This window comes from Streptomyces sp. PTL18, assembly GCF_059510295.1.
In genome coordinates, this window is the sequence record NZ_JCAJZO010000001.1 from 380,863 (window position 1) to 405,814 (window position 24,952).

Here is a 24,952-nt window from a genome sequence, read left to right on the forward strand (position 1 = left end):
CACGGAGGTCTGCGATGCCCCGCAGCATCTGGTCGGGAGCGATCAGCTTCGGACTGGTCACGATTCCGGTCAACGTGGTGCCCGCGACCGAGGACCACAGCATCCGCTTCCACCAGTACCACGTGGAGGACATGGGCCGGGTCCGGGTGCGCAAGTACTGCGAGCTGGAGGGCCGCGAGGTCCCGCCCGAGGAGATCGGCAAGGGCTACGAGCTGTCCCGGGACCGGGTCGTGCCGGTGCTCGACGAGGAGCTGCGTGAACTGCCGTTGCCGACGGCGAAGGCCATCGAGATCACCGCGTTCGTACCGGCCGGGTCGATCGACCCCCTGCGCATCGGAGAGGGCTACTACCTGCAGGCGTCCGGCGCGGTCGCCGCGAAACCGTACGCGCTGCTGCGCAAGGCGCTCGAGCGCACGTCGAAGGCCGCGGTGGCGAAGTTCGCCTGGCACGGCCGGGAGAGGCTCGGGCTGCTGAGGGTGCGGGACGAGGCGATCGTGCTGCACGCGATGCACTGGCCCGACGAGATCCGCGACCCGGGGGAGCTGGCTCCGCAGCCGGTCCGGCTCTCCGACGACGAGATCACCGAAGCAGAACACCTGATCGATCGCATGACCCGGGAGGACCTCGAGGGGCCCGACTTCGTCGACCACTACACCGAAGCGCTCGAGCAGGTGATCGAGGCCCGACGTGAGGGGCAGGAGCCGCCCGAGATGCCGGAGCCGGAGGCAGGGCCCGGCAAGGTGCTGGACCTGATGACCGCGCTCCAGGCGTCCGTGGCCCAGGCGAAGGCCTCCCGCGGCGAGGAGACGGACGCCGAGGCGGAGGTCCACGAGCTGCCGAAGAAGAAGGCCACCGCCGGCCGGGCGGCGAAGAAGGAACCGGCCGAGAGGACCACGGCGAAGAAAGCCGCCGCGAAGAAGACCACGAAGAAGACCGCGGCGAAGGCCGGGACGAAGACCGCGGCGCGGACCGCCGGGCAGGAGGCCGCTCAGAAGGAGACCCCGCAGAAGAAGGCCGCGGCGAAGGGGGCCACGGCGAAGAAGGCCGCGGCGAAGGGGACCGCGGAGAAGAGGACGGCCCGTCGGCCGCGCAGCGCCTGAGCACGAGCGCGGCCGACGGGGACAGCGCACGTCCGGGTCGTCCACGGCGCCGACCTGGGGGAAGCTGGAACTGCGGCCACTCGTTCATCCAGGGGCACACCATGGCGTTCCACGCGACATCCAAGCGGCACCCTCCGCACCCGCCCGCGCATCTGCTCTCCCCCGCCGACCTGGCGACGGAGAACGAGCGGCTGCACGAGGAGAACGCGCAGCTGCGGCAGGCGGTGGCCTCCCATGCCACCATCGACCAGGCGATGGGCGCCGTGGCCGTGCTGGGGCGGATCGCGCCGGAGGAGGCATGGTGCGTGCTGCGCGACGTCTCCCAGCACACGAACACCAAGCTGCGGGTCGTCGCCGAGCACATCCTGAGGTTCGCGCAGGGCGACACCCTGCCCGACCCCGAGCTGGACCAGCTGCGGCAGGCGCTCGGCCGGTACGAGATCCGCTCCCGCGCCGACCGGACCGGCCGGTGAACCGGTCCCCGGTCAGTCCTTCTCGCCGCGCCCCGTGAGCGCGTCACGGATACGGTCCACTAGGCCGGCGCCGGGCGCGAGCAGCTTGTTGGCCGGCGGCTTGTCCGGGGCGGCGGGGTGCGGGCGGGTCGGTGCCGTCCGCTTCGCCCGCCGGACCTTGTCGCCCAGTTCGTCGAGGGCTTCGGCGGAAGCCGTCTCGCCCAGCCTGGGGAAGAGGTTTCCCTCCTCGTCGGCCACATGGGACCGGATCTCGGTCATGAGCATCCCGATGAGCCGGTCGAACTCCGGGTCGTCTGCCTCGTGGCGTTCCAGGTCCTTCATGATCTGTTCGGCCTTGGAGTGGTCCTCGATCTCCTTGTCGGCCACCGCGTCCCCGTCGGGCAGGTACTGGCGGACGGCCGGGTAGAGGTAGGCCTCCTCGGCCACCGAGTGACGCACGAGCTCCATGACGGCCTGGTCGGCGTACACCTTGCGGTCCTTGTCGCCGGGCGGCAGCGCCTCGATGCGGCCGAAGAGCTCCTCCACTTCCCGATGGTCCGTCACCAGCTCGTTGATGACGTTCCCTCCATGACCCATGTCCAACGCCTCCTTGTGCATCCGGCTGGATACGGCGACCCCACGAGGGCTCGCCCGGCACACCGGGTGCCCCCGTCGACGGGCGGATAACCGGGTGTCGCCGTCGGGCCGGCGTTCGGCCATGGTCCAGCGGGAGTTGCTGTAGGGCGGAGTTCTGAGGGTGCCTGCCGACAGGGCGACGCCACCGCCGGTGTCCGCCGACGGTGGCGTCGCCCGTCTGCCGGTGCCCAGTGCGAGGGCGTGCTCACGTGCCTCGGCCGGACGATCCGGAGATCGCGTCCTTCACCCGGTCGACCATGGACGCGAAGGGGCCGGTCAGCGACTGGGCCGCGGGCGATCCCGCAGCCGTGGGATGCGGATGGGTCGGTGCGACCTTCTCGACCATCTGGAACCTGGTCCCGAGCTTCTTGAGCTGCTCCTCGTCGCAACCGCTGCGGACCGCGGGGAACTCCTCCTGCTCCTCGTGCTCGGCGTGGTCGATGACGGACTTCTCGAAAGCGGCGAACTTCGCGTCGAACTCGGCGCTGGCGACGTCCATCTTCTCCAGCTCGGCGAGGACCTTGTTGGCTTCCTCCTCCTCGTGGTTGCGGGCGTCGGCCTCGGCTTCACCGGCCGTCTTCTTCGCGGTGGGGCGCAGAATCAGCTCCTCGGCGGTCTCGTGCACCGCCAGCAGCGCCCTCAGCTCGTCGAAGGTCTGCTTCTTCTGTTCGCCCCGCGCGCTCTTCACGCCGTCGAACAGGTCTCGGATACGTGCGTGCTGCTCCAGCAGGACGCGGACCACGTCGCCTTCCGGAAGCCTCGCCGCTTCCCTGCGTTCCATCGTCGCGTTGCTCACGGCACTGCCCTCCTCTGAGCGTCGTTCACTGGGCGGGTAACCCCATCTCACCCGGGACAAACGGGATGAAAGGTGCATGGGTCGCGTCACGGGGCATCTTCCCGCTCGCCGCCTTCACGCCGCCCCGTGACGCGGAACGGCTGCCGTTGCGACGCGCCTCTTGACCCGCGGCGCCCGGGGAAGATCGTGCCACCCGGGGCGAACCGGCACACGGGAGGCGCCATCGCCGGCACATCGGCACCACCGCGGAAGCCGGGAGTGGAGATCCGCCGCATCGAGTACGCCCCCTCGACGAGCACCACGGCAAGCTGGGGCACCTCGGGCCCCTGTGGTTCACGGCCGTCAGGCCACCGACCGAGGCGGAGGCCACGGAACCGGAACGAGCCGCCCAGGAGCACAGGGAGCCGTGGAGCAGTCACACGGCGGTCACGACGAGCGCGGCCTGGTCGTCGAGGGAGGTGCCGTGCGTGAAGGCCGCGACGGCGGTGGTGACGGAGTCCAGCAGGGCGGTGGCGGTGGACGGAACCCTGGTCAGCGTGTCGGCCAGCCGCTCCTCACCGAACAGCTCGCCGTCCGGGGACCGCGCTTCGGTGATGCCGTCCGTGACGAGGATCAGACCGTCGCCCGGGTGCAGGTCGACACGTACGGGTGATCCCACCCCGTCCCAGCCGAGGCCGAGCAGCAGGCCGGGAGGCACGAGTCGCTCGACGGCACCGTCGGCGCGGCGCACGAGCGGTGGCACGTGGCCGGCGCGCATCAGGGTCACCGCCTGTCCGGTGGTGGTGTGCCGCAGCTCGCCGTAGACGAGCGAAACGAAGAGGTCCTGGCCCGCGGTGTGCTCGGCCAGGGCGTCGTTGATCGCGGCGACCACGGCCATGGGGTCGCGCAGCAGCCGGGCGACCGCACGTGCCGTGTGCCGCACCATACCCGTCGTGGTGGCGGCCACCGCTCCGTGACCGCACACATCGCCGATCATGACGGCCCAGCGGTCGTCGGGCAGGGGGAAGACGTCGTAGAAGTCACCGCCCACGTCGAGCCCCTCACCGGCCGGATGGTAGGAGGCCGCCAGGTCCGCCCCCGGCACCTGGGGCAGCTTCGGCGGCAGCAGTCCGGCCTGGAGGTCATGGGCGAGCCGGACCCGGTAGGTGAACTGGCGGGCGTTGTCCGCGCTCAGGGCCGCGCGGCCGGCGAGCTCCCCGGCCAGCGCGACGACGTGGCCGTCCCAGTCCCGGTCGAGGGTCAGCAGCGCCAGGGCGCCGAAGGTGCTTCCGCGGGCCGTGAGCGGGACGCACAGATAACCGGCGCCGCCTCCGCCGGACTCCGCGCCCGGGCGGAGGTCGAGGGACCCGGTCTCCGTGGTGCCGGAGGCCAGCACGCGGGCGACCACACGGTCCACCACCTCGCACCACTCCGGCGCCACGAGCAGCTCCTCCTCCGCCGGGGTCGCGGCCGCGGAGGCGATCCGGCTGCGGTGGCCGCCGTCGGCCACATAGACGGCGCACAGCTGCGCCAGGCCCGGGACCGTCAGCTGGGCCAGACGCCGCAGGCTGTTCGTGTAGTGCTGCTCGCGCGCGATGGCGGTGCTCGCGTCCAGCACGAAGGCCAGGTCCTCACGGGCCGAACGCTCACGCTCCCGCGCCGCACGGCCCGCCGCCACGGTCTGGTGCCGCTCGATGGCGAGCGCCGCGATGCGTGTGAAGGCGGCGCCGAGCGCCCGGTCCTTCGGTTCCGGGGTCTTCGGCGCGCGATGGTACATGGCGAACGTGCCCAGCAACCGGTCGTCCGTGCTCAGGATCGGGGTGGACCAGCAGGCCCCGACCCCGGCCCGCTTCGCCAGCCTCCGGTACTCCGCCGCCCACAGCGGATCGGTGGCGATGTCGGCGCAGATCACCGGCGTTCGCCGGTGCGCGGCCGTGCCGCAGGCGCCCTGGCCCTCGCCGATCAGAACCCCGTCGACCTCCTCGTTGTAGAAGTCGGGCAGGCTCGGTCCGGTGCCGTGCCGAAGCCGCCGGCCGTCGGAGTCGACGAGCAGCACCGAGACGAGCGTTCCCGGCGCGAGGTCCTCGATGGCCCTGGCCATGCCGGTGAGGATCTCCGGCAGCGGTGCCTCGCGGGCGATCTGCTCGAGCAGGGCCCGCTGCTCCGCCGCCAGCAGCTGCGTGTCACGGTAGGCGGTGGTGTCCATGGCGACCACCACGACCCCGTCGATCGCGCCCTGGGCGTCCCGTCGGGGCTCGTAGGTGAGGTCGAAGATCCTCTCCTGTTCCGCCCCGGGCTTCCCGAGGACCAGCCGTTTGTCGCGGGTGCGGTGGGGGACGCCGGTGCGGTACACCTCCCGGATGCGGGCGATCACCCCCTGCACGGCCGGATCAGGCATCAGCTCGACGATCGGCACGCCGGTCCGCCGCCGGCCGCCGCAGACGACGTCGAAGAACGCCGGGTTCGCGGTCTCCACGATGTGCCCGGGACCGCCCAGGGAAGCGAAGATCACCGGGGCCGCTCCGAACAGGTCCGGGTCCGGCGGCCACGGGGGGCAGAGCGTGGTCGCACCGGATGGCCCCGGGACATCGGGCCTCATGGACATGGACCAGGCCCCCTTTCCGCCCGCTCACTCCCAAACAATTTATACCGATTATTAGCCGAATTTCGCCTTTGTGGGAATTTCTGGAAAATTCGGAGAGGCGGACGCGGTGCCGGCAAACGGACGACGCCCGGGCCGACCGCGTGGGCCTGCCCGGGCGTCGTGATCGCGAGAATCAGACGAGGTCGAACCGGTCGAGGTTCATGACCTTGTCCCACGCCGCGACGAAGTCCGTCACGAACTTCTCCTTGGCGTCGTCGCTCGCGTAGACCTCTGCGAGCGCACGCAGCTCCGAGTTCGACCCGAAGACGAGGTCGGCGCGGCTGCCTGCCCACTTGAGCTCGCCCGTGGCGGCGTCACGGCCCTCGAACGTGGTCTGGTCCTCGGTGGTCGCCGACCACGTCGTGCCCAGGTCGAGCAGGTTGACGAAGAAGTCGTTCGTCAGCGAGCCGGGCGTCTTGGTGAGGACACCGAGCTGCGTCCCCTGGTGGTTGGCGCCCAGGACGCGCAGACCGCCGACCAGGACCGTCATCTCGGGGGCGCTCAGGGTGAGCAGGTTCGCCCGGTCGAGCAGCAGGTACTCGGCCGGCAGGCGGTTGCCCTTGCCCAGGTAGTTGCGGAAGCCGTCCGCGATCGGCTCCAGCGCCTCGAAGGACTCCGCGTCGGTGTGCTCCTCGGTCGCGTCGACGCGCCCCGGGGTGAAGGGCACCTCGACCTGGAACCCGGCCTCCTTCGCGGCCTTCTCCACGGCCGCGGCGCCGCCGAGGACGATCAGGTCGGCCAGGGAGACCTTCTTGGCGCCGGAGGAGGCGTTGAACTCCTGCTGGACGCCCTCGAGGGTGCGCAGCACCAGCGCCAGCTGGTCGGGCTCGTTGACCTCCCAGCCCCGCTGCGGCTCGAGGCGGATGCGGGCGCCGTTGGCACCGCCGCGCTTGTCGCTGCCGCGGAAGGTGGACGCCGACGCCCACGCGGTGGCGACCAGCTGGGACACGGTGAGGCCCGAGTCGAGCAGCTTGGCCTTCAGGGCCGCGATGTCGGCGTCGTCGATCAGCTCGCCCTCGCGCTCCGGCAGCGGGTCCTGCCACAGCAGGGTCTCCTCCGGGACCTCGGGGCCGAGGTACAGCGACTTCGGGCCCATGTCGCGGTGGGTCAGCTTGTACCAGGCCCTGGCGAACGCGTCCGCGAACTCCTCGGGGTTCTCGTAGAAGCGGCGGGAGATCGGCTCGTAGATCGGGTCGAAACGCAGCGACAGGTCGGTGGTGAGCATCCTCGGCCGGTGCTTCTTCGACGAGTCGTGCGCGTCGGGGATGATCTCCGGGGCGTCCTTGGCCACCCACTGGTGGGCGCCCGCCGGGCTCTGTTCGAGCTCGTACTCGTACTCGAAGAGGTTCTTGAAGAACCCGTTGCTCCACTGGGTCGGGGTCGCGGTCCAGGTGACCTCCAGGCCGGAGGTGATGGCGTCCCCGCCCTTGCCGGTACCGTAGGTGCTCTTCCAGCCCAGGCCCTGCTGCTCCATCGTGGCGGCCTCGGGGTCGGCGCCCACGTGGTCCGCCGGGCCCGCGCCGTGCGTCTTGCCGAAGGTGTGGCCACCGGCGATCAGCGCGACGGTCTCCTCGTCGTTCATCGCCATACGGCGGAACGTCTCACGGATGTCGCGGGCCGCGGCGATCGGGTCCGGGTTGCCGTTGGGGCCCTCCGGGTTGACGTAGATCAGGCCCATCTGGACAGCGCCGAGCGGGTTCTCCAGCTCGCGGTCGCCGGTGTAGCGCCGGTCGTCGAGCCAGGTGGTCTCGGGGCCCCAGTAGACGTCCTCCTCCGGCTCCCAGACGTCCTCGCGGCCGCCGCCGAAGCCGAAGGGCTCGAAGCCCATCTGCTCCAGCGCGACGTTGCCCGTGAGGATCATCAGGTCGGCCCAGGAGATGCTCTGGCCGTACTTCTTCTTCACCGGCCACAGCAGGCGGCGGGCCTTGTCGAGGTTGCCGTTGTCGGGCCAGCTGTTGAGCGGGGCGAAGCGCTGCTGCCCGGCACCGGCGCCGCCGCGGCCGTCGCTGATGCGGTAGGTGCCCGCGCTGTGCCACGCCATACGGACCATCAGCGGGCCGTAGTCGCCGAAGTCGGCGGGCCACCAGTCCTGCGAGCTGGTCAGCACCTCGGCGATGTCCCGTTTCACGGCCGCCAGGTCCAGGGACTCGAATGCCTCGGCGTAGTCGAACTCCTCACCGAGGGGATTGGCCACGGCGGGGTTCTTGGCAAGGATCTTCAGATTGAGCCGCTCCGGCCACCACTGGCGGTTGCCGCCGCCCTGCGTCGGGTGCAGGGCGCGTCCGTGCGCGACGGGGCAGCCGCCCGAGCCCTCCGTCTTCGGGTCTGTGACGACTGCGTCGTGATTCTCAGTCATGGCAATCCTTCCGGATGAGAGCGGATCAAGGTGCTCGGGGACTCGGGAACTCAGGAACTGCGAGCGGTGGAACAGGCGGAACACACGCCCCAGTAGAGGACCTCGGCCTCGTCGATCGAGAAGCCGTGGTCGTCGGACGCGGTCAGGCAGGGCGCGTCGCCGACCGCGCAGTCGACGTCGGCGACGGCGCCGCACGACCGGCACACGACGTGGTGGTGGTTGTCGCCTACGCGTCCCTCGAACCGGGCGGGGCTGCCCGCCGGTTCGATACGGCGTATGAGCCCTGCCGTGGTGAGCGCGTGGAGGGCCTCGTACACGGCTTGAAGCGAGATGTGCCCGACGCGGTCGCGCACTCCGGAGGCGATCGCCTCGACGCCCAGGTGGTCACCTTCGCGGACGGTCTCGAGCAGCGCGACGCGGGCCGCCGTCACCCGCAGGCCGGCACCGCGCAGCTCCTCGGCGGGGGTCGGTGTCTGGGATGCGGTCATGGCGCCAAACCTACCCCCACAAACACGAAGAGTTCAAGAAAACGAGCAAACCAAGTTTTGTGCGTCGCGGGGCCTGAAGCGAACATGCCACAAAGTGATCGCTCCCCGCCCCTGGCCCCGGCGACGCGGCGGACGGTATACAGGCCCCGGCGAACGTGCGCCGGCCGCCGCCGAGGCGGGCTCCGCGCGCCGTTCCGGCCTCACGGGGAGGACCTCCATGGCGCACGCCGGGCTTTCCACGGCGCACGGCACGCACGCTGCCACCGGGGCGGGACGCGGAGGGGCGAGACGTCGCCGATGGCCGCTCGCCGTGGGCGCGGCCCTCGGCGGTTGCGCCCTCCTCGCCACCCCGGCAGCACCTGCCGCGGCACACGGCGCGGGACCCGGCCGCGACACGCAGTACGTGGCACTCGGGGACTCCTACACCTCCGGCCCCGCCATCCCCCGGCAGGTGGACGCCGGCTGCGCCCGCTCGGACCACAACTACCCCTCGCTCGTGGCGGTGGAGCGGGAGGTGAGGACGTTCGAGGACGTCAGCTGCAGCGGAGCGACGACCGAGAACATGTGGAAGGCACAGGGCACCAACGCGCCCCAACTCAACGCCGTGCGGCGCGACACCGACCTGGTGACGGTCCAGATCGGCGGCAACGACATCGGTTTCGGCTCCATCATCGCCACCTGCGCCCGCCTGGGCTCCCAGGATCCGACGGGAGATCCGTGCCGTCGCTCCTACACCTCTTCCGGGATCGACCGGTTGACGCTCGCCGTCGTGCAGACGGCGCCGAAGGTGGACCGTGTCCTGCGCGCCGTGCACGCCAGGGCACCGCACGCCCGGGTGCTCGTCGTCGGCTACCCCGACCTCCTGCCCGACGACGGCAGCGGCTGCTACCCCTCCGTCCCCTTCGCCTCGCAGGACTTCCCGTATCTGAGGGACAGCGAGAAGCGACTGAATCTGATGCTCCGCCTGGTGGCCGAATGGAATCGGGCGGAGTACGTCGACACGTACGGGCCCACGCGCGGCCACGACATGTGCAAGGCCCCGGCGGACCGCTGGATCGAGCCGTTGCAGCCGGCCTCCCCCGCGGCCCCCGCACACCCCAACGCCCAAGGCGAGCAGGCCATGGCGCGGGCCCTGCTCGAGCGCTTGAGCGAGGGACGCCGACACCACTGAGCGGAAGACGCCCTTCGTCCCGCGATTGAAGCGAATCCGGACACACGACAGAAGGGGATCGTCCGTGCCCGTGTGACGTTCCCAACCGCCCCCGAATGAAACCTGGCAAACGGGCAACGTTCCCCTTCATGCCCGTTCGCACTCCCCCGGTAGATGACACGACGGCGGCGCCCCAAACGGCGACCGCCGCCACCGAGCCCGGCACAAAGGTCCCTCCCTCCGCTCCGGCGCCCTCGCTGCCGTCCCTCACCGGCCTGCGCTGGATGGCCGCGCTGCTGGTCTTCGGACTGCACGTGCGCAACTTCGGCTATTTCGGGGGCGCCGGCGGTCGTGTCATGACGTGGGCGTTCGATGCCGGCGGCACGGGGGTGTCGTTCTTCTTCATCCTGTCCGGCTTCGTTCTGATGTGGACGGCGCGGCCGAAGGACCGCACGCTCTCCTTCTGGCGGCGGCGCATCGCGCGCATCTTTCCGGTTCATCTGGTCACCGCCGCGATCGCACTGCTCATGGTCTACACACCGCCGCATCTGGCGAAACCGACGGCGGCCGAGGGAGTGGCCAACGTGCTGCTGGTCCACTCCTGGCGGCAGTCCTGGTGGCAGACTCTGAACCCGGTGAGCTGGTCGCTGGCCTGCGAGGCCTTCTTCTACGCCGCCTTCCCGCTGATGGCGGTCGTCCTGCGCCGTCTCGGCGCGCGGGCGTCGGCGGCACTGGCCGGGGCATCCGTACTGGCGGTTCTGGTGCTCGCCCGGGCGGACGCCCATGACTGGCTGAACCAGTCGCTCTACTCCTTCCCCGCCGCCCGCCTGCCCGAGTTCGTCCTCGGCGCGGCCACCGCCCGGCTGGTGCTGCTCGAACGGTGGCGCGGTCCCGGCCTGGAGGCCTCACTCGCCCTGGCGATCATCGGCTACTTCCTGGTCCCGCAGATCACCGACGGCGGGTACCCGGCCACCGCCTGCACCCTCGTCGGGTTCGCGCTGCTCATCCCGGCGGCCGCCGTCGCCGACCTGCGTGGTCTGCCCTCGCTGTGGCGGCACCGGCGGCTGGTGCGCCTGGGGGAACTGTCGTTCGCGTTCTACATGATCCATCTTCTGGTGCTGCGGGCCGGCACCAGCCTGCTCGGCAGCTCCCCCCGCTTCGGCCTGCCGACGGCCCTGAGCACCACCGCTCTCGCCTTCAGCGTGTCCCTCGGCCTGTCCTGGGTGCTGTACGAGGCGGTGGAATGCCCGGCGCGACGGCTGCTGCTCCGCGGCCGCCGCTCCTCCCGCACGCAACCGGCCCCGAAGGCCGCCCGGCCGGATCCCGCCGCGCCCGCCCGCGAGGCTCCCGCCACGGCAGCCGACTGACGGCTGCCTCCGCACCACAAGGCACACACGAACGGGGCGGCGTACGCCGACAGGGTGTCGGTGTACGCCGCCCTCGGGTGGGACCGGTCGCGGGAGGTCGCCCGTGTCGTCACGGCGGCTATTTCGGGTCGCGGTCGAACTTCGAGGTCGACCAGAGCCGGCCGAGCACCGCCAGGCCCAGGCACCAGGCGACGGCGAGCCACCCGTTGTTGCCGATGCGGGTGCCGAGCAGCAGGCCGCGCAGGGTCTCGATGGCCGGGGTGAACGGCTGGTACTCGGCGATCGGCTGGAACCAGCCCGGCATCGCGTCGATGGGGACGAATGCGCTGGAGAGGAGCGGCAGCAGGATCAGGGGCATCGCGTTGTTGCCGGCGGCCTCGGCGTTCGGGCTGACCAGGCCCATGCCGACCGCGATCCAGGTGAGCGCCGTCGCGAAGAGCACGAGCAGTCCGAACGCCGCGAGCCACTCCAGGACGGTGGCATCGGTGGAGCGGAAGCCGATGGCCACGGCGACGGCGCCGACGAGGACCACGCTGACGACCGACTGCAGCACACTGCCGATGACGTGTCCGATGATCACGGAGCCGCGGTGGATCGCCATCGTGCGGAAGCGGGCGATGATGCCCTCGGTCATGTCGTTCGAGACGGAGACCGCTGTGCCGACCACGGTGCTGCCGATGGTCATCAGCAGGAGGCCCGGGACGATGTAGGCGATGTACGTGGAGCGGTCCGGACCGCCGCCGCCGATGCCCGCGCTCATGGTGTCGCCGAAGATGTAGACGAAGAGCAGCAGCAGCATGATCGGGGTGAGCAGCAGGTTCAGGGTGAGGGACGGGTAGCGCCGGGCGTGCAGGAGGTTGCGGCGCAGCATCGTGGCGCAGTCGCGTACGGCCGGGGAGATCCGGGTCGTGCGGGCGGGAGCCAGGGGGGTGCTCATCGGACGGTCTCCTCGGACTGGTCGGTGACGCCGGTGCCGCCGGTCAGGGCGAAGAAGACGTCGTCGAGGTCGGGGGTGTGCACGGTCAGTTCGTCGGCCTCGATACCGGCCGAGTCCAGCCAGTCGAGGATCGAGCGCAGCTCGCGCTGGCTGCCGTCGCTGGGGATCTGAAGGGCGAGGGATTCGTCGTCCCGGGTGGCCTCGCTCAGGGCGGAGGCGGCGTGCTGGTACGCGAGCGGGTCGGTGAAGCGGAGTCGGACGTGTCCGCCGGGGATCAGCCGCTTCAGTTCCTCGACGGTGCCCTGGGCGGCGATCCTGCCGTCGTTGAGCACGGCGATGCGGTCGGCGAGTTCGTCGGCCTCCTCCAGGTACTGGGTGGTGAGCAAGACGGTGACGCCGCCCGTGACGAGCTCGCGGATGATCTGCCACGTGGTGTGCCGGGAACGCGGATCGAGGCCGGTGGTCGGCTCGTCGAGGAAGATGATCCGCGGATTGCCCACCAGCGTCATGGCGATGTCGAGGCGGCGCTTCATGCCGCCGGAGTAGCTCTGGGCGGGCCTCTTCGCGGCCTCGGTGAGGTCGAACCGTTCCAGCAACTCGGCGGTGATCTGCCGTCCCTCGCGCCTGGAGAGGTGGTGCAGGTCGGCCATGAGCAGCATGTTCTCCTCGCCGGTGATCAGGCCGTCGACGGCGGAGAACTGCCCGGTGACCCCGATCGCGGCGCGCACGGCCTGCGGGTCGGTGGCGACGTCGTGGCCGCCGACGCGGATCCGGCCACTGGTGGGGTCCGGGGAGACGAGGGTGGAGAGGACCTTGACGGTGGTGGTCTTGCCGGCGCCGTTCGGGCCGAGCAGGGAGAAGATCGTCCCTTCCGGGACGGCCAGGTCGACACCGTCGAGGACGGTCTTGTCGCCGTAGGACTTGCGCAGCGCGTTCGCCGCGATGGCCAGGTCGCTCATGCGAGGTGCCTCCTGTTGCCGGCTATGACTGACTGCGGATTCACAGGCTGCGGACGCTGATGTCGCCGTGGGCGGTGGTGGCGCGGATGTCGAGTTCGGCGGCGCCGTCGTTCCTGAGGGCGCTGCTGATGCGGCCGCGGCCGGTGCCGGCGTCCAGGGAGGCGGAGACTCCGCGGGTGACACCGGCCGAGATGTCGCCGGACTCGGTGCGCAGTACGACCGTGCCGCGCCCGGCCTCGGCGATCCGGATGTCGCCCCTCGCCGTGCTGATCTCCGCGCAGCCGCCCAGCCGGCCGACCTCGACGTCGCCGTCGACCGCGGTGAGGCGGACACTCGCGGGCTCGTCGATCTTGATCTGGCGGTAGGCGCCGTTGAAGGCGACGTCACCGAGGCGTCCGACGCCGCGGAGCTCCGAGCCGGCCGAGTCGGCCTCGATGCGGGAGCCGGCGGGCAGCCGGACGGTCACCTCTACTGCTCCGGAGGGGCCGAAGAGCCGGCTCGTCGCCTCCGGAGCCTCGATCCGCAGGACGCCGTCGCCGTAGGCGACCTCGACCCGCTCCGCCGCCTTCACGTCGCGGTCCCTGGAGGCGTCCGCGGGCAGGACCTCGACCGTGGTGTCGGCCCGGTCGGCGGCCATGAGCCGGACGCGTCCCGCGGGGAGGGCGAGGACGGCGGAGACCGGGGCGGGGGTGTCGAACTTCTGCATCATGCCCTCCTGTCGGTCCTTCGTTTCTGACAGCGAAAACGCTACGTTGCATTTACCGATGCAGCAATAGCGTCGTTGCGTCTCGCTTCCATATCCGCAGATGAAATCCTGAATATCAGTGCAATGACTCTGCAAGATAATGCAACGACCACGTCCGAATCGTTGCAATGTCTTGAAAGTGAACGCTATGGTCGACACACCACACACCCCGAAGGAGGCCGCGATGCCGGGCGGCAGGCTCACTCAGCAGGAGCGCCAGCAGATCGGGCTGGGGCTGGCCGACGGGCTCGCCTACGCGGAGATCGCCAGACGTCTCGACCGCCCGACGTCCACCATCACCCGCGAGGTCATGCGCAACGGCGGCCCCACCGCCTACCGGGCCGACCTGGCCCATCGCGCCACCGAACGCCGCGCCCACCGTCGCAGACAGGCCGCGCCCCGCGGGGCGGCGGCGCCCCCGCAGGCCTACGGACGCGATCCTGAGGCCGTACGCGCGTACGAGGAGACGCTCACCACCGTCTTCATGCAGTCGGGCACGCCCCAGATGATGGCGAGGGTGATGGCCTGCCTCACCATCAGCGACACGGGCAGCCTCACCGCCTCCGAGCTCGTGCAGCGCCTCCAGGTGAGCCCGGCGTCCGTCTCCAAGGCCATCGCGTTCCTCGAGAGCCAGGACCTCGTCCGCCGGGAACGCGACGAAGGCCGCCGTGAGCGCTACGTCGTCGACGACGAGGTCATGTACCAGGCGATGATGGCCAGCGCCCGGTCCACCGCCCAGGTGGCCGAAACCGCTCGGCAGGGCGTCGGCGTCCTCGGCCCCGGCACCCCGGCCGGCGCCCGCCTCGAGAACACCGCCCGCTTCCTCGACTTCGTCGCCGAGAGCCTCGCCCGCGCGGCGGACCAGGCCCGCGAGATCCTCCACACGAAAGCCGAAACGACCTCAGGCGGGGCTGCCGAGCAAAGTCCGGATCACTGACGGACAGCCCTCTTGACGGCTGCGGGCGTCGGTCAGTGCGAGCGGCGGCGGGGAGGCGAAGAAGAGGACTCCGCCGGAGGCTGAACGTCGTAGACGAGCAGTCCGTCGTCACGCAGCCGCACTCCCTGGCTGAGGGAGTGCGGGACGAGCCGGCCGTCGTGCATCAGATGCAGAACGGGCCGTCCGCGCGCAAGGACCACGAAGTCGGCGATGACGCGACGGTGGCAGCGCCACCAGACGGCTTCCCCGCACATCACGGCCGTCCGGCGCTGCCCGGCTCCCTCCAGGAGCAGCGTGATCGCGTCGACGAACTCGACCGTCCGGGTGTGTCCGGCGTATCCGCGGAACGACTCGTTGCGCCACACGGTGTCCGGTGAATCCGGCGGTGCCTTGCGGAATCCGCCCAGTCGCGGCTCCCAGCGGTAGGCGATCCCGCTCTCGGGCAGCCACTGCCGCAGCCGCTCCCTGCCGACGTCCGGGTTTCGGCGGCTTCCGGGCGCGGTCCTGACATCGACCACGGCGGCGATCCCGGCCGCGCGCAACAGTTCCGAGAGCCGGTCGCGGTCCGCCGTACCGTGTCCGAAAGTGATGAGCGCCTCCTGGGTCATACGTCCAGGATGGTCCGAACGCCCGGCACCGCAGCGAGCCGGCGCGACGGCCGGCCCCCGCCGTAGGTCTGCCCCGGCGCTCCGGGTTCACCGTGTCAGCACACTGATGCCCAGCGCGATCAGGCCGACGACCTTCAGGATCTCCAGGGCCACGTAGTACAGGTGCGCCCGGGAGCGGGGCGCGTCCTCTCCGGTCTCTCCGGCCAGCACGCGATCGGACCGCCGGTTGAGAAGCGGCCGGACCCAGCAGAGCTGCACCACCAGCAGCGCCACCACGCACGCGGCGAGCGCGACAACACCGGTCGGCGGGCCTGCGGCCGCCAACGCAGCGATCACGACCACGGCCCACACGGCCTCGGCGAGGTTCAACGCGCGGAAGACCAGGCGGCCGATGCCGAGTCCGACGGCGATCGTCACTCCGGGGGCACGGAACTTCAGCGGCGCCTCCAGGAAGGAGATCGCCAGGACCATGCCGAGCCACACGAAGACCACCGCGGACGCGATCGCGGCCCCTGTCTGATTCATGAAGGTCTCCTTCGCCCTGGGTGAGAAGCGCGGTCCGCGCGGTACGGAGCTACGCGGTGCCTGCGTGTCCCAGGCGCGCCAGGCAGGCGCCGGGTTCGGCGAACGGCTCCAGTGCGGTGGTGGTGACCCGGGTGGCCCAGTGCGCGAGCGCGCCCTGCATCAGCCCGAGGTGCAGCGGGCAGACGACGGCCCCGTACTCCTCGGCCAACTCCAGGAACGGGCAGTGCCGCAACCGGATCGTCTCCGGCACCGGGGCGCCCTGCTCGGGTTCCGGAGCGAAGCCGAGGTCGGCCAGCAGGTCGGTGAGCCGGGACGCGGCCTCCTCGTCCGTCAGCCGTCGGAACGGAGGTGGCGGGTCGGCCAGGTAGCGACCCCAGGCGCGACCGGCGTCCCGGGCGGCCTCCGACGCGCCGGGACCGGCTGACGCCAGGCGGCTGAGCAGCATCTGGGCCAGCAGGCGGTAATGGCGCACGCCCGCGCGGTCCATGCCCGGTCGCGGTGCGTACACGGCGCGGGGGCGTCCGCGACCCGCGGGTTCCTCCAGGCTCCGCTGCGCCTCGCCCGCCGCCACCAGGGCATCCAGGTGGAAGCGCGCGGTGTTGGCGTGGACGCCGAGCAGCTCCGCGACCTCGGTGACTGCCAACGGGCGCTCCGCCGCGCGCAGCGCCCGCGCCACCTCCCGCCTGCGAGGGCGCTCGACCGCACCGCTCACGGCGCTCACCCCTTCTCCCATAGCGGCGGAGCGGCCGCCGGCCGGTCCTCTTCGGTGATTTCCACGAATGGCACATGGAATAATAGGGCTCCCTCACGCACCGGACGAACGGCCGTCGATGACCGACCCTTCCGCCCCCCGACCGGACGGCATGCCCATGGACGTCCCCGCTCCGCGCCTGTTGTGCGACATCCGAGCTCTCACCGAGGCCACCCCGGAGGCGGCCGGCGCGGCGTGGAGGCTCGCCGAGTCCGGACGCCAGCTCGACGCCAACCTCATCCGCCTGCCCGCTCGCCGGAGTGTGGAGACCCACGCCGAGCCGGACCTGGACGTCCTCCTCCTGGTCGTGGCCGGCGACGGCACCCTCGGCAGCCCGGACGGACCGCACCGCCTCGGCGAGGGAGCCCTGCTCTGGCTGCCGCACGGCTCCCCGCGCAGCATCACCGCAGGGGAAGAGGGCCTGTCCTACCTCACCGTCCACAAGCGCCGTCCGGGCATGCAGATCGGCCGCCGCTGAACGATTCCCCCGGGGCCCGCCCCTGCCGACTCCTCCGGTTGCCTGGAGCGGCAGGGGGTACCCGCGCCGCAGCGTTTCGCTGGTTGCACTGCTCGGTGACGGTGACGGAGGACAGATGAAGGGCCCACGTTCCGGATTCCGGTCGGCGCTGCAGGACTCTTCGGAGACGGTGGGTGGCCGGTACCGGTTGGGTGCCCGAATCGGCCGTGGAGGCGCCGCCGACGTCCATGAGGCGTTCGACGTCCGCCTCGGTCGAGAGGTGGCCGTCAAACTCTTCCGGCCGGACACCGATCCGCGGATGGAGGAGCGATTCTCCGAGGAGGCCGTCCTTCTCGCACGCATGCAGCATCCGGGACTGGTCACCGTCTACGACGCCGGCCGGCACGAGGGGCGCGCCTATCTGGTGATGCAACTGATCAAGGGCGAGACGCTGCGCACGCATCTGGCCGCCGGGCCCCTGACGTCCGGGCGCGTCGCCGAGCTCGGTGCCGCCCTTGCGCAGGCGCTCGCCCATGTGCACGCTGCCGGCATCGTGCACCGTGATGTGAAGCCGTCGAACGTCCTGCTGGACGCTTCCGGAGCCCCCCACCTGGCGGACTTCGGTATCGCACGGCTGGTGAACGCCACGCGGCACACGGCCTCCGACGTACTGATCGGGACCGCGGCCTATCTGGCCCCGGAGCAGGTCCTCGGCCAGGGAGTGGGACCGTCCGCCGATGTGTACGCGCTGGGCCTGGTCCTGCTGGAGTGCCTGAAGGGCGAACTCGAATACGAGGGCACACCCTTGGAAGCCGCCGTGGCCCGCCTTCACCGCCAACCGGTGGTTCCCCCCTCGGTGCCCCATCAGCCGGCCTGCCTGCTGCGCGCCATGACCGCACACGATGCGACGGCCCGTCCCGACGCCGAGCAATGCGCCCAGGCGCTGTCCGCTCTGCGCGCCGACACGCCTGTGCGGGCCCGTACCGGCGGGACCGCGGTCGAGGAGGCCTCGGGGCTTGCGCTCGAGTCCGCCGTCGCACATCCGCGCACCGGGACGCGACATGCCGACAGGACGAAACACACACGCCGCCGTACGGCCCGCGCCGTCCTCACTGCGCTCTCGGCCACGCTGACGGCCACTCTCGTCGTGGCTCCCGGCAGCAGTGAGACCAGCGCCGGGCGGGCCGGCTCCGCCCCGCCCACCTCGCCGTCGGACAAGCCGCCCACCAAACCCGCGACCAGTGAAGCACCGTCCACGGCGGTCCCTCGGCCGACGGTGTCCGCGCTCCCGTCCGACTCGAGGACTTCCCCCTCCCCCGTCACGAACGCCTCTGGCGATGGCATCGGCGCTGACGGCCGTACTCGACCAGGGGCCGCACTCCGCGACGCCCGTACGCCGGACCAGGTGGGAAAGAAGGCGCCGAAGGCCGTCAAGCCCGCAAAGGCCAAGAAGTCTCAGAGGTCCAAGGGGCACCAGGGCCACGGTTGACCCGCGTGCACACCGGGCCGGCGGAGCCGCGGGTTCGGTCTACCGGGCCTCGCGACCCGGCAGACCTGACTCGTCGGACTGCCGCTAGCGGCGACGCCCGGACGGATCGTGCGCGAGCGTGTCCCGGTCCTCACCGGGGACCGGCCCGGAACCGATGGATCCGGCCGCCGCTCCGTCCGCGCGGTCCCCGTGCCCCGGCCACCACGCCGCGTGGCCGATCAGCGCGGTGAGGCTCGGCGTGAAGAACATCGCCATGACGAAGGCGGCGACGGCGATGCCGAAGGAGACCGCGAAGCCCATCTCCGTGAGCAGGGAGTTGCCCGCCAGCATCATCGTGGCGAAGGTCGCCGCCAGGATGAAGCCCGCGGCAGCCACGGTCGGCCCGGCGTGCCTCAGTGCCATGCCCGCCGCCTCATGCGGCTCGCGGCCCTCCCGGGCCTCCTCGCGCAGCCGGGCGATCATGAGGATGTTGTAGTCGGTGCCGATGGCGACCACGAAGAGGTACATGATCACCGGCAGCATGAACATCAGCCCCGAGTGTCCCTGTCCCTCCTGGAAGATCCAGACGGTGGCGCCGAGGGTGGCGCCGAATCCGAGACCCACCGAGGCCATGAGGTACCAGGGGGCGACCGCACTGCGCAGCAGCAGCCCGAGGATGGCCATGATCAGGACGGCGGCCACGGGGAAGACAGTCCGGTAGTCGTGGTTGACCGCGGCATTGATGTCCTTGGTTGTGTTCACGGCGTCCGGTGGTGGGGACGGCACGCCTAGATCATTTCATCAGGCATTCCGGGAAGTTGCGAAGCGGTTTTCGGCCGTCGCGGCTGTCGGTCCGAAGGCGCCGGGGGCGGTGCCACGGAAGGGCGGCCCGGTACGTCTCGTCCGCGCTCGTCCCCCTCCGTTCACAGCACGGACGGCGCGGATCGGGGATTGCGATCCCGTGCAGGACGGCAGCGGGAAGAGCGAGCCCTCACAGCCGTCCCCACCCGCACGCCGCTGCCCGGATCCGCGACAGGCGTGCGGCCGTCCCCAGCGCTCAGCATGCCGTGCGCCGCCGGCGCCCGCGAGGCGCGCCCGCTCCCCTGCACCGTCCTGGACGTGGACCCTGGAGTCGCCATGCCCGTTCCGCGCCTTCGCCTCCCGTCGCGGTGGAGGGCAACGCCGCGTCGCCCGTCGCCGTTGCCGAGATCCCCGTCGACGGCGGCCTCCGCGCGCGGCGGGATCACGTCGATCTCGGACGCACCGAGTTCCTAGCCGCCCGCGGCCACGGACTTCAGCTCGTCCAGTGATTCCCTCACCAGCTGCGACATCTCGCGTTCCTCGGCCGCCGCGATCCAGCGCTCGAAGCCGACCTTGAAGACGGCGACCCCCGCCTCGGCGGTCAGGCTCGCGGCCGGCTCCGCAACGCCCCGTCGGCGCAGGGTGTCGGCGAGCGCGGCCGACATCGACGCGAACTTGATCAGCTCACGCTCCCGGAGTTCCGCGTTCGCCATGATCACGGCATGCCGCTTCCGCGCGTACTCGCGCCGATCGGCGAACCTTTCGCAGATCGCGTCGAGGCCCACCGCCAGCACCTCGATCGGCGCCGCGGTCTCCGGGGCGCCGGCGACCGCCTGTACGAGCAGTTCCTCCAAGTCCCCGGAGCCGGCGAACAGCACCTCGCGCTTGTCGGCGTAGTGCCGGAAGAAGGTCCGCTCCGTGAGTCCGGCCCTTCTGGCGATCTCCGCCACGGTGGTCTGCTCGAACCCGCGCTCGCTGTACAGCTCCAACGCCGCCTCCGCCAGGCGGCCGCGCGCGTTCGGCTCCCATCTACCCATGCCCCCGATGCTACGTGATGACAGTGACTGACATTGAGTGCTAGCGTCGATGACAGTAACTGACATCAACAGTCTGGGGACTCTCCCATGCGCTTCTTCGTGACCGGCGCGTCCGGCTGGATCGGTTCCGCCGTCGTACCCGAGCTCATCGACGCGGGGCACCAGGTCGTCGGGCTCGCCCGCTCCGAGGCCTCCGCCGACGCGCTCACCGCGGCCGGGGCGGAGGTCGTCCGAGGCACCATCGACGACCTCGACGTCCTGCGGGACACGGCTGCCGCCTCGGACGGGGTGATCCACCTCGCGTTCAAGCACGACATCGCCTTCGGCGGCGACTTCCAGGGCGCCGCCGAGGCCGATCGCCGCGCCGTGGACGCCTTCGGCGACGCGCTCGCCGGCACCGACCGCCCCTTCGTCCTCGCCTCCGGTCTGGCCGGTCTCGCGCCCGGGCGGGTGGCGAACGAGCGGGACGCGCCCACGATCGACGGCTCACCCCACTCGATCCGGGCGGCCACCGCTCAAGAGGTGCTCGCTCTCGCGTCGCGCGGCGTGCGCTCATCCGTGATCCGGCTTCCGATCTGCCACGGCGAAGGGGACAACGGCTTCATGGCGACCCTGGTCGCCATCGCCCGCGCCAAGGGGGTCTCCGGCTACCTCGGCGAGGGCGACAACCGCTGGCCGGCCGCCCACCGTCTCGACGTCGCACGGCTGTTCCGCCTGGCGGCCGAGAAGGCCCCCGCCGGAACAGTGCTGCACGGCGCCGCGGAAGAGGGTGTCACGCTCCGCGAGGTCGCCGAGGTGATCGGCCGTCATCTCGACGTGCCGGTGACCTCTGTGGCCCCCGAGGCCGCAGCCGAGCACTTCGCCTGGCTGGGCACCTTCCTCCGCTTCGACATGCCGGCGTCCAGCACCCTGACCCGCGAACTGCTGGGCTGGGAGCCGACCCGTCCCGGACTCGTCACCGAGCTCGACAAGGGCCACTACTTCCACACCACCACCGGCTGACCAGCCGCCGGGGGCCGACCCTCGCGATGCGCGGGTCGGCCCGCCCTGTCCGGTGGCCGGCGGTGCTGCGACGGCTCAGCCGCCCGTCAACAGTCGAACGGGGGTACCGGCGAGGAAGGCCGTGATGTCCTCCACCGCCTCCGTGTAGAAGGTGCGGTAGTTCCGCTCGGTGACATAGCCCAGGTGCGGGGTGGCGAGCACGTTCGGCAGGGAGCGCAGGGGGTCGTCCGCGGGGAGCGGCTCCGTCTCGAAGACGTCGAGCCCCGCCCCGGCGATCCAGCCCTCCCGCAGTGCACGCACGAGTGCGCTCCGGTCGACGATGGCGGCGCGGGAGGTGTTGACCAGGTAGGCGTGCGGGCGCATGGCGCGCAACTCCGGCTCGCCGAGCAGGCCGCGGGTGCGGTCGGACAGGACGAGGTGGAGGGACACGAAGTCGCTGCGGCTGAGCAACTCATCCTTGCTGTCGGCGAGTGCGGCTCCGGCATCGGCTGCTCGCTCTGCGGTGAGGTGCTCGCTCCAGGCGAGGACCTCCATGCCGAAGGCGGCGGCGACGCGAGCGACCCGGGTGCCGGTCTTTCCGAGTCCGAGCAGGCCCAGTGTCCGGCCGTGCAGGTCCTGGCCGACGGTGGACTGCCAGGGGCCGCCTTCCCGCAGGGCCCGGTTCTCGGCTGTGACATGCCGGGCGAGGCCGAGGATGAGGGCCCAGGTCAGTTCGACGGGCGGGGTGGAACTGCTCGCCGTACCGCAGACGGTCACGCCCTGCGCCGCCGCAGCGGCGAGGTCGATGGAGGCGTTGCGCATCCCGGTGGTCACCAGCAGACGCAGCCGGGGCAGGCGGCGCAGAAGGTCGGCGTCGAAGCGGGTGCGCTCCCGCATGGCCACGACGATCTCGCAGTCGCCGAGCTCGGCGAGGAGCTTGTCACGGTCGGCGACGTGTTCCCGGAGCGTGCGTACCTCGATTCTGCCGGCGAGGGGGCTCCAGTCCGCCAGCGTCAGGGCGGCACCCTGGTAGTCGTCCAGCACAGCGCAGTTGATCGTCATGCGGACATTGTGCCCTTGACCGGTCCGCACACCGGGCGGCTATGAGGCCGGGGGCGGGGCCGCATCCGTGGACGGGGCCGCGTCCGTGGGCGATCCGCGGAGGGTGGCCAGACGACGGTGGTATTCCTCGTCGTCGATATCGCCGCGCGCGTACCGTTCGGCGAGGATCTGCTCGGGGCCGCTGCCCGGAGGCGTCCTCTGCCATGTGCTGTGCCCTCCACCGGGAGGGGCGGGGCGGGTCAGAGCCCGGAAGAGCAGGACGCAGACGGTGATGACCAGCGCCCAGAACAGCAACGTGCCGACCGACATCAGGAACCAGCCCCAGCCGCTCATGCCGCGGCCGTACCAGAACATCATTTTCTGCCTCGCCTTCCCAGGTCGTCCCGGGTACCAGACCCGCGGCGGCGGTTCTCCCGGTATCCATCGTCGCTCGCCGCCGACGGCGCGGCGACAGGCCGGACGGCCCTCCTCCAAGGGCCGGCGAGCCCTGCTCGGCGCACCGCACCCCGCGCACCGGGGAAGCCCGAGGGGGCGAGCAGGTCGACCGCCCTGCCACCGCCGGGCACGTCCGCGTCGCGCACGTCGGTCCCGGTGGCCCGTGCCAGCCGGTCCAGGTCGGCCCGCTCGGCCGCACGGAACGCCGGGCCGATCGTCGCGGCGGGCTGACGGCTCAGCGCCGCATGGCCGAATCCCACCCGGAGCTGATGCCGGTGCTGCGCCGTCGTGGCCTCGGCCACATCCACTCCGGCAACGGTCGGGCCGGGCGGGCACTGCGCGACCTCGAGGTCGGCACGGCCTCCGGCCGCTCCACCGCCGTCGGCCCGGCGGTCGTCCCGTCCGCGCCGGCGGGACCCCGAGGTCGCTGGTCGAGCTGAGATTCGCCCGCCCCGACCTGGACGGCGACGAGCCCGCGGTGGACCTGGCCGAGATGGTCCTGCGCATGCTGGGCGTCGCGCCGACACGAGGCCCACGAGGTCGCCCGGCGCCCTCTTCACGCCCCTCCTGACCGACCGCCCCTGCGCGGCGGACGGGTCGGCCCGCCGGGGTCGAGGGGCTTGTTGTACACGGCGCTGTCGCCGTGGCACGGTTCACCGACGCGCCCGTCAGGCCCGGACCGGTACGCCGGTGTGTCCTCCGGAAGGCGCCGGAAAGTTCGCGCGCAGTGCGTCCGAGAAGAACGGCTCCGCGAACAGTCTCCAGTCGGGCTCCGTCACAACGAGGGCTACGGCATCGGCTCGCCGCCCGGCCAGGGACCGCGCCGCGAGATTGGGCACCTGCCCCAGTTCCTCGATGGCTCGCTGCACGGCCCGGCGCGTCGACTCCAGCAGGCCGTCGGCGAGTCCGCCGGGAGAGCAGCCGGGCCCGCCCTGTCGGCACGAAGGCCGGGAGGGGCGGGTCCCGGGGCGGACACGACGTGCGTTCGGTGCGCACTCGGGCGGGGTGGCCGGCGAGCGTCTCGGCTCGGGCTCACTGTCCCGAACGCGTCACGCGGTGGTACAGGACGTACGGTTCAGGCTGAAGCCGGCCGGCTTGCTGAAGCCGCCGCCGTAGGTGCCCTGGAATCCGAAGGAGACCTGGGCACCGGGCGCGATGGACGCGTCGTACGGCAGGTTGACCGCCGTCACCGCTCCCGATGACGGAGAGATGCCGGCGTTCCAGGCGCTGGTGACGTTCTGCCCCGCGGGCAGGGTGAAGGCGAGATCCCAGCCGTTGACCGGAGCGGAAGCCGTGTTCGTCACGGTGACCTCGGCGGTGAAGCCGCCCTGCCACACGTTCGCGGTGTAGGCCACCTTGCACGCCGACGAGCCACCGGGGCCGCCGGGAGTGCCGCTGCCGAGGTCGACGGTGGAGGAGAACGACGTCACCGCCAGTCCCGTGCCGTTCTGCCAGGGTTCGAACCCGGCCTGAATGCTCGTCAGGTACCAGTTGTCCTGTGCCAGTCCGCGCAGGACGGCCTGCCGGACGAAGTCCATGACGTCGAAGCTCCACCCGTCGATCGCCGACGGGGCGACGAAGGACAGTACGTCGTTGGAGCCGTTGTTGCCGGACCACACCTGCCACGAACGTCCGGCCACGGTGGCGGTGCCGGTCGGCGAGCCGACCGGCTGCACGGACCCCACGTGGTTCGACCAGACCATGATCTCGGTGCGGTTCACGCCGTCGGTGCGGGGCGCCGGGTCCAGCCAGATGTCGTACGCGGCATCGTAGGCCGCACCGCTCACGTAATGGTAGGAGATGCTCGTGGGCGCGTCGGCGATGGAGCTGAGCCGGGCCGGGAGGTCGGTACCGGGTGAGCAGTTGGTGTAGTGGCAGCCGTTGTAGACGGACGGATAGGACTTCGGGGCACCGTTCGTCGGGACCGAGCCGTCGGCCCGGGCAATTCTGAAGCCGGAGTCCGTGACGGCGATGCACTGGGCGTCGTTGGTGCCCCAGCGATTGTTCTGGACGACGTAACGGCCCTGGATCGTGGTGGTGCCGAACGGCTCGCAGACGGTCGTGTCTGCGTGCGACGTCGGAGCGGCGGTCAGGAGCGCCGCCAGCGCGACGAGCGAGGTGAGCAGCGTCCCGAACAGGGCTCGCACCCTGCCTCGGTGTGTTGACGGTTGCATGCGGATCCTCCGCGGAGGGGTGTGGGGAGGGCGGCGGGAGCGCCCACCGGGCGGGAGCGCTCCCGGTCACGAGCCGGACGGCCCTGTGTACTGGTGCGGGCCGCCGG

23 protein-coding genes and 4 pseudogenes are annotated in these 24,952 nt (G+C 71.4%); 9 read left to right on the top strand and 18 right to left on the bottom strand.

Annotated elements, in window-relative coordinates:
* The first annotated feature begins 14 nt into the window (after window positions 1–14).
* Window positions 15–1,100: a non-homologous end joining protein Ku gene (gene ku / locus AC5WS8_RS01805; protein ID WP_496101448.1), complete on the top strand. Its 1,086-nt coding sequence runs from the start codon at window positions 15–17 to the stop codon at window positions 1,098–1,100.
* A gap of 101 nt (window positions 1,101–1,201) precedes the next feature.
* Window positions 1,202–1,573: an ANTAR domain-containing protein gene (locus tag AC5WS8_RS01810; RefSeq protein WP_496101449.1), complete on the top strand. Its 372-nt coding sequence runs from the start codon at window positions 1,202–1,204 to the stop codon at window positions 1,571–1,573.
* 12 nt (window positions 1,574–1,585) lie between these two features.
* On the opposite strand, the gene AC5WS8_RS01815 is transcribed toward AC5WS8_RS01810, so the two are convergent.
* The 5 genes from AC5WS8_RS01815 to AC5WS8_RS01835 form a co-directional block, all read right to left on the bottom strand.
* Entirely contained in the window at window positions 1,586–2,149 is a 564-nt protein-coding gene (locus AC5WS8_RS01815; protein WP_496101450.1) for a hemerythrin domain-containing protein, read from the bottom strand.
* 244 nt (window positions 2,150–2,393) lie between these two features.
* Window positions 2,394–2,984, bottom strand: coding sequence for a hemerythrin domain-containing protein (locus tag AC5WS8_RS01820; RefSeq protein ID WP_496101451.1), 591 nt, complete (start codon window positions 2,982–2,984; stop codon window positions 2,394–2,396).
* A 415-nt stretch (window positions 2,985–3,399) separates the two neighbouring features.
* Window positions 3,400–5,475 carry a SpoIIE family protein phosphatase gene (locus AC5WS8_RS01825; RefSeq protein WP_496101452.1) on the bottom strand — a complete coding sequence of 692 codons (2,076 nt, stop codon included), beginning with the start codon at window positions 5,473–5,475 and terminating at the stop codon, window positions 3,400–3,402.
* 265 nt (window positions 5,476–5,740) lie between these two features.
* The gene (gene katG, locus AC5WS8_RS01830) at window positions 5,741–7,963 is read right to left on the bottom strand and encodes a catalase/peroxidase HPI (RefSeq protein WP_496101453.1); all 2,223 of its coding nucleotides are present in this window, start codon (window positions 7,961–7,963) and stop codon (window positions 5,741–5,743) included.
* Between the two features lie 50 nt (window positions 7,964–8,013).
* Window positions 8,014–8,451 carry a Fur family transcriptional regulator gene (locus AC5WS8_RS01835; RefSeq protein ID WP_496101454.1) on the bottom strand — a complete coding sequence of 146 codons (438 nt, stop codon included), beginning with the start codon at window positions 8,449–8,451 and terminating at the stop codon, window positions 8,014–8,016.
* A 217-nt stretch (window positions 8,452–8,668) separates the two neighbouring features.
* Here AC5WS8_RS01835 and AC5WS8_RS01840 point away from each other — a divergent pair, with 217 nt between their 5' ends.
* Window positions 8,669–9,622, top strand: a complete 954-nt coding sequence (locus AC5WS8_RS01840; protein ID WP_496101455.1) for an SGNH/GDSL hydrolase family protein — start codon at window positions 8,669–8,671, stop codon at window positions 9,620–9,622.
* Window positions 9,623–9,750: 128 nt separating this feature from the next.
* Window positions 9,751–10,968 carry an acyltransferase family protein gene (locus AC5WS8_RS01845; RefSeq protein WP_496101456.1) on the top strand — a complete coding sequence of 406 codons (1,218 nt, stop codon included), beginning with the start codon at window positions 9,751–9,753 and terminating at the stop codon, window positions 10,966–10,968.
* 118 nt (window positions 10,969–11,086) lie between these two features.
* Here AC5WS8_RS01845 and AC5WS8_RS01850 read toward each other — a convergent pair whose 3' ends face one another.
* Genes AC5WS8_RS01850 through AC5WS8_RS01860 form a run of 3 tightly spaced genes read right to left on the bottom strand, consistent with a single transcriptional unit; the run spans window position 11,087 to window position 13,570 of the window.
* Complete coding sequence (locus AC5WS8_RS01850) at window positions 11,087–11,905, bottom strand: ABC transporter permease (RefSeq protein WP_496101457.1); 819 nt, start codon at window positions 11,903–11,905, stop codon at window positions 11,087–11,089.
* Entirely contained in the window at window positions 11,902–12,864 is a 963-nt protein-coding gene (locus AC5WS8_RS01855) for an ATP-binding cassette domain-containing protein (RefSeq protein WP_496101458.1), read from the bottom strand. The genes AC5WS8_RS01850 and AC5WS8_RS01855 overlap by 4 nt, the downstream gene beginning before the upstream one ends.
* A gap of 40 nt (window positions 12,865–12,904) precedes the next feature.
* Window positions 12,905–13,570 carry a DUF4097 family beta strand repeat-containing protein gene (locus AC5WS8_RS01860; RefSeq protein WP_496101923.1) on the bottom strand — a complete coding sequence of 222 codons (666 nt, stop codon included), beginning with the start codon at window positions 13,568–13,570 and terminating at the stop codon, window positions 12,905–12,907.
* 223 nt (window positions 13,571–13,793) lie between these two features.
* Between AC5WS8_RS01860 and AC5WS8_RS01865 the strand changes: the two genes are divergently transcribed.
* Window positions 13,794–14,546 carry a helix-turn-helix domain-containing protein gene (locus AC5WS8_RS01865; protein WP_496101924.1) on the top strand — a complete coding sequence of 251 codons (753 nt, stop codon included), beginning with the start codon at window positions 13,794–13,796 and terminating at the stop codon, window positions 14,544–14,546.
* Between the two features lie 32 nt (window positions 14,547–14,578).
* On the opposite strand, the gene AC5WS8_RS01870 is transcribed toward AC5WS8_RS01865, so the two are convergent.
* The 3 genes from AC5WS8_RS01870 to AC5WS8_RS01880 form a co-directional block, all read right to left on the bottom strand.
* Window positions 14,579–15,154, bottom strand: coding sequence for a DUF488 domain-containing protein (locus AC5WS8_RS01870; RefSeq protein ID WP_496101459.1), 576 nt, complete (start codon window positions 15,152–15,154; stop codon window positions 14,579–14,581).
* Window positions 15,155–15,241: 87 nt separating this feature from the next.
* Window positions 15,242–15,679, bottom strand: coding sequence for a hypothetical protein (locus AC5WS8_RS01875; protein WP_496101460.1), 438 nt, complete (start codon window positions 15,677–15,679; stop codon window positions 15,242–15,244).
* A gap of 49 nt (window positions 15,680–15,728) precedes the next feature.
* A complete protein-coding gene (locus AC5WS8_RS01880) occupies window positions 15,729–16,391 on the bottom strand; it encodes a helix-turn-helix transcriptional regulator (protein ID WP_496101461.1) in 663 nt (220 codons plus the stop codon).
* 118 nt (window positions 16,392–16,509) lie between these two features.
* On the opposite strand from AC5WS8_RS01880, the gene AC5WS8_RS01885 reads away from it, so the two are divergent.
* Complete coding sequence (locus AC5WS8_RS01885; protein ID WP_496101462.1) at window positions 16,510–16,908, top strand: cupin domain-containing protein; 399 nt, start codon at window positions 16,510–16,512, stop codon at window positions 16,906–16,908.
* Window positions 16,909–17,023: 115 nt separating this feature from the next.
* A complete protein-coding gene (locus AC5WS8_RS01890) occupies window positions 17,024–18,376 on the top strand; it encodes a serine/threonine-protein kinase (protein ID WP_496101463.1) in 1,353 nt (450 codons plus the stop codon).
* An 84-nt stretch (window positions 18,377–18,460) separates the two neighbouring features.
* Here AC5WS8_RS01890 and AC5WS8_RS01895 read toward each other — a convergent pair.
* Both AC5WS8_RS01895 and AC5WS8_RS01900 read right to left on the bottom strand, forming a co-directional pair.
* Window positions 18,461–19,105, bottom strand: a pseudogene (locus tag AC5WS8_RS01895) (MMPL family transporter); the annotation flags it as partial.
* Window positions 19,106–19,626: 521 nt separating this feature from the next.
* The gene (locus AC5WS8_RS01900; protein ID WP_496101464.1) at window positions 19,627–20,193 is read right to left on the bottom strand and encodes a TetR family transcriptional regulator; all 567 of its coding nucleotides are present in this window, start codon (window positions 20,191–20,193) and stop codon (window positions 19,627–19,629) included.
* Between the two features lie 87 nt (window positions 20,194–20,280).
* Here AC5WS8_RS01900 and AC5WS8_RS01905 point away from each other — a divergent pair, with 87 nt between their 5' ends.
* Window positions 20,281–21,195, top strand: coding sequence for an SDR family oxidoreductase (locus AC5WS8_RS01905; RefSeq protein ID WP_496101465.1), 915 nt, complete (start codon window positions 20,281–20,283; stop codon window positions 21,193–21,195).
* Window positions 21,196–21,270: 75 nt separating this feature from the next.
* Here the strand turns inward: AC5WS8_RS01905 and AC5WS8_RS01910 are convergent, their stop codons facing one another.
* From AC5WS8_RS01910 to AC5WS8_RS01920, 3 genes and pseudogenes are all read right to left on the bottom strand, one after another.
* Entirely contained in the window at window positions 21,271–22,236 is a 966-nt protein-coding gene (locus tag AC5WS8_RS01910; RefSeq protein ID WP_496101466.1) for a D-2-hydroxyacid dehydrogenase family protein, read from the bottom strand.
* A 39-nt stretch (window positions 22,237–22,275) separates the two neighbouring features.
* Window positions 22,276–22,593: an SHOCT domain-containing protein gene (locus tag AC5WS8_RS01915; RefSeq protein WP_496101467.1), complete on the bottom strand. Its 318-nt coding sequence runs from the start codon at window positions 22,591–22,593 to the stop codon at window positions 22,276–22,278.
* A gap of 115 nt (window positions 22,594–22,708) precedes the next feature.
* Window positions 22,709–22,886: pseudogene (locus AC5WS8_RS01920) on the bottom strand (VOC family protein); the annotation flags it as partial.
* Window positions 22,887–22,910: 24 nt separating this feature from the next.
* Here AC5WS8_RS01920 and AC5WS8_RS01925 point away from each other — a divergent pair.
* A pseudogene (locus tag AC5WS8_RS01925) lies at window positions 22,911–23,228 on the top strand (TetR/AcrR family transcriptional regulator); the annotation flags it as partial.
* A gap of 162 nt (window positions 23,229–23,390) precedes the next feature.
* Here the strand turns inward: AC5WS8_RS01925 and AC5WS8_RS01930 are convergent.
* Window positions 23,391–23,564, bottom strand: a pseudogene (locus AC5WS8_RS01930) (LacI family transcriptional regulator); the annotation flags it as partial.
* 156 nt (window positions 23,565–23,720) lie between these two features.
* Complete coding sequence (locus tag AC5WS8_RS01935) at window positions 23,721–24,845, bottom strand: glycoside hydrolase family 12 protein (RefSeq protein ID WP_496101468.1); 1,125 nt, start codon at window positions 24,843–24,845, stop codon at window positions 23,721–23,723.
* Window positions 24,846–24,952 lie beyond the last annotated feature (107 nt).

Bases quoted from the DNA above. Each gene is read 5' to 3' on its own strand.
- ku (WP_496101448.1), top strand. From the start codon at position 15: ATGCCCCGCAGCATCTGGTCGGGAGCGATCAGCTTCGGACTGGTCACG.
- AC5WS8_RS01810 (WP_496101449.1), top strand. From the start codon at position 1,202: ATGGCGTTCCACGCGACATCCAAGCGGCACCCTCCGCACCCGCCCGCG.
- AC5WS8_RS01815 (WP_496101450.1), bottom strand. From the start codon at position 2,149: ATGGGTCATGGAGGGAACGTCATCAACGAGCTGGTGACGGACCATCGG.
- katG (WP_496101453.1), bottom strand. From the start codon at position 7,963: ATGACTGAGAATCACGACGCAGTCGTCACAGACCCGAAGACGGAGGGC.
- AC5WS8_RS01835 (WP_496101454.1), bottom strand. From the start codon at position 8,451: ATGACCGCATCCCAGACACCGACCCCCGCCGAGGAGCTGCGCGGTGCC.
- AC5WS8_RS01840 (WP_496101455.1), top strand. From the start codon at position 8,669: ATGGCGCACGCCGGGCTTTCCACGGCGCACGGCACGCACGCTGCCACC.
- AC5WS8_RS01845 (WP_496101456.1), top strand. From the start codon at position 9,751: ATGCCCGTTCGCACTCCCCCGGTAGATGACACGACGGCGGCGCCCCAA.
- AC5WS8_RS01850 (WP_496101457.1), bottom strand. From the start codon at position 11,905: ATGAGCACCCCCCTGGCTCCCGCCCGCACGACCCGGATCTCCCCGGCC.
- AC5WS8_RS01855 (WP_496101458.1), bottom strand. From the start codon at position 12,864: ATGAGCGACCTGGCCATCGCGGCGAACGCGCTGCGCAAGTCCTACGGC.
- AC5WS8_RS01860 (WP_496101923.1), bottom strand. From the start codon at position 13,570: ATGCAGAAGTTCGACACCCCCGCCCCGGTCTCCGCCGTCCTCGCCCTC.
- AC5WS8_RS01865 (WP_496101924.1), top strand. From the start codon at position 13,794: ATGCCGGGCGGCAGGCTCACTCAGCAGGAGCGCCAGCAGATCGGGCTG.
- AC5WS8_RS01870 (WP_496101459.1), bottom strand. From the start codon at position 15,154: ATGACCCAGGAGGCGCTCATCACTTTCGGACACGGTACGGCGGACCGC.
- AC5WS8_RS01875 (WP_496101460.1), bottom strand. From the start codon at position 15,679: ATGAATCAGACAGGGGCCGCGATCGCGTCCGCGGTGGTCTTCGTGTGG.
- AC5WS8_RS01885 (WP_496101462.1), top strand. From the start codon at position 16,510: ATGACCGACCCTTCCGCCCCCCGACCGGACGGCATGCCCATGGACGTC.
- AC5WS8_RS01890 (WP_496101463.1), top strand. From the start codon at position 17,024: ATGAAGGGCCCACGTTCCGGATTCCGGTCGGCGCTGCAGGACTCTTCG.
- AC5WS8_RS01900 (WP_496101464.1), bottom strand. From the start codon at position 20,193: ATGGGTAGATGGGAGCCGAACGCGCGCGGCCGCCTGGCGGAGGCGGCG.
- AC5WS8_RS01905 (WP_496101465.1), top strand. From the start codon at position 20,281: ATGCGCTTCTTCGTGACCGGCGCGTCCGGCTGGATCGGTTCCGCCGTC.
- AC5WS8_RS01910 (WP_496101466.1), bottom strand. From the start codon at position 22,236: ATGACGATCAACTGCGCTGTGCTGGACGACTACCAGGGTGCCGCCCTG.
- AC5WS8_RS01915 (WP_496101467.1), bottom strand. From the start codon at position 22,593: ATGATGTTCTGGTACGGCCGCGGCATGAGCGGCTGGGGCTGGTTCCTG.
- AC5WS8_RS01935 (WP_496101468.1), bottom strand. From the start codon at position 24,845: ATGCAACCGTCAACACACCGAGGCAGGGTGCGAGCCCTGTTCGGGACG.